Consider the following 2,170-nt stretch of genomic DNA (forward strand, 5'->3'; position numbering starts at 1 on the left):
CCCCCTGCCTCTCCTGCTCGTCGGGCTCTTCCTCTACGGCGGGTCGATGGCCATGGTCATCCGCGGGACGCTCGGGCAGATCCCGTGGGACGTCCTGCACGTCGGCGTCTCCCACCACATCCCGCTGAGCTTCGGCACGATCGTCATCTGCGTCTCGCTGCTCGTGCTGCTGGGCTGGATCCCGCTGCGGCAGAAGCCCGGTGTCGGCACGATCGGCAACGCCCTGCTCATCGGTCCGTCGGCCGACATCGTCCTGTCGCTGATCGACCCGCCGGAGCACATCGCCTGGCGGCTCGTGCTCACCCTCGGCGGGATCGTGCTCAACGGGGTCGCGACCGGCATGTACATCGGCTCGCAGTTCGGCCCCGGCCCCCGCGACGGGCTGATGACCGGGCTGGCCCGGGTCAGTGGTCGCTCGATCCGGGTGGTGCGCACCGGCCTCGAGGTCGCGGTGGTCGTCGTCGGCTGGCTGCTCGGAGGCGTCGTCGGTCTGGGCACCGTCATCTACGCCCTGGCGATCGGCCCCCTCGCGCAGCTCTTCCTGCCGCTCTTCACCGTGGACCTGAAGCAGCCCGTCCCGCTCATTGATACATAACTGGACGTTATGGGTGGCTGTGTGTCATCTTATGTGTAGGTCATGAGTCCCAGCGCGAAGCCCCGGCTTGCTGGGCGGCAACCCTCCACCCTCGGTGGGGTGCCCCGGGTGACGACCAGGGTGTCGGCCGGCCGGCCGCGCCAAGCGCGGGTTCGCCAGAGCCCTTGATCTTCAGGAGCCATCCATGACTGCAACTGCTGTCCCCACCACCCTGCTCGAGGTCACCACCCAGGGCTCGCTCGTCACCGGGACCGAGGTGACCCTCACCAGCCGCCAGTTCAGCTACACGATCGACGAGCCGCCGGCCCTGGGCGGCACCGACAAGGGCGCCAACCCGGTCGAGCACCTGCTCGCTGCGCTCGCCTCCTGCACCGTCATCAGCTACCAGGTCTGGGCCGACAAGCTCGGCCTCACGGTCGACACGATCGACGTCGACCTGCGTGGCGACCTCGACCTCGCCGGCTTCCTCGGCACGGACGACTCGGTGCGACCGGGGTTCCAGGGCATCGAGCTGGGCATTAAGGTCTCCGGTCCCGAGAGCGAGGCCGAGTACCGGCGTCTCGAGCAGGCGGTCGCCGCCCACTGCCCGGTGCTCGACAACCTGACGAACGGCGTGTCGGTGACCACGAACCTCGAGGTCGCTGCCTGAGCGATCTGCATCCGACCACGAACCCCTGCAGGCCCTGCCTGTGGGGGTTCGTCGTCAGCGGGCGACCTCGCGGAGCGTGCCGTCGACCCTCCGGGTCCACCCTCGCGCGTCGAGGTGCTCCAGCAGGGGTACCGCGACGCGTCGCGTGGTCCCGAGCGCCTGCCGCGCCTGGCTGAGGGTGAAGGGTTGCTCCAGCCCCGCGAGCACGCGCATCGCCCGAGCCGGGGCGTCGGGCAGCAGCACGACCTCGTCGGGCAGCCGCATGACCCGACCGAGCCGCTCGGCGGCAGCCAGCTCCGCGGTACCCAGCCCGAGGTCGGCGAGCTCACCCCGATCCGCCGCGACGAAGGGGGTGCCCCGCAACCTCTCCTCGAGAGCCGCGATCCCCGCCTCCGCGGGTCCGAGGCCGGCTGCCGCAGCGTCGTGGACCCGGCCGTCGGTGACGGTCAGCTCGACCTCCGCTGCCAGCGTCGGCACGAGTGCCTGACCCAGGGCGGTCGGCAGGTGTGTGGGCAGACCCAGGGAGCGTGCGGCCTCCGCCAGAGGCAGGCCGGCGCTCAGCGCATCGGACGCGTGACGCGCCCGGACCGCCTTGGCCAGACGGTCGCGCCACAGCTGCAGAGCGTCGGGGTCGATCCACCAGTCGCCGTGCTGCACAGCGCTGCTCGGTGCCTCGAGGCCCAGCCGATCGAGCACCCCTGCGTGGTCGGCCGCGCGGGAGGTCAGGCGGACCCCGGCCAGGGCCTCGGGGGAGGGGCCGGCAGCGGTGAGGGCCTGCCCCCTGCGTCCCGCGGCTCCGCGGCGGGTCAGCGGGAGCGGGTCGACGTCGAGGACCCGCACCGCCCACAGTCGGCGGCTACCCGCGTCGCGCAGGATCGCCCGGTCGCCGACCCGCCACGGCAGGTCGACGTCGGCTGAGAGGCGGG

At 72.0% G+C, this 2,170-nt stretch carries 3 protein-coding genes and 1 riboswitch; of the genes, 2 read left to right on the forward strand and 1 reads right to left on the reverse strand.

Annotated elements, in window-relative coordinates; translation table 11 throughout:
* Nucleotides 1-4 precede the first annotated feature (4 nt).
* Together yczE and JLI01S_RS16435 are read left to right on the forward strand one after the other, a co-directional pair.
* Nucleotides 5-595, forward strand: coding sequence for a membrane protein YczE (gene yczE / locus JLI01S_RS17255; RefSeq protein ID WP_245634661.1), 591 nt, complete (start codon nucleotides 5-7; stop codon nucleotides 593-595).
* A 38-nt stretch (nucleotides 596-633) separates the two neighbouring features.
* Nucleotides 634-748, forward strand: a riboswitch (SAM riboswitch).
* Between the two features lie 31 nt (nucleotides 749-779).
* A complete protein-coding gene (locus JLI01S_RS16435; protein WP_068266737.1) occupies nucleotides 780-1,244 on the forward strand; it encodes an OsmC family protein in 465 nt (154 codons plus the stop codon).
* Nucleotides 1,245-1,298: 54 nt separating this feature from the next.
* Here the strand turns inward: JLI01S_RS16435 and JLI01S_RS16440 are convergent.
* On the reverse strand, nucleotides 1,299-2,170 hold an 872-nt coding region (locus tag JLI01S_RS16440), incomplete at its 5' end, for a SelB domain-containing protein (protein ID WP_174521332.1).

This window comes from Janibacter limosus NBRC 16128 (assembly GCF_001570985.1).
Lineage (GTDB): Bacteria > Actinomycetota > Actinomycetes > Actinomycetales > Dermatophilaceae > Janibacter > Janibacter limosus.

Bases quoted from the DNA above. Each gene is read 5' to 3' on its own strand.
- JLI01S_RS16435 (WP_068266737.1), top strand. From the start codon at position 780: ATGACTGCAACTGCTGTCCCCACCACCCTGCTCGAGGTCACCACCCAG.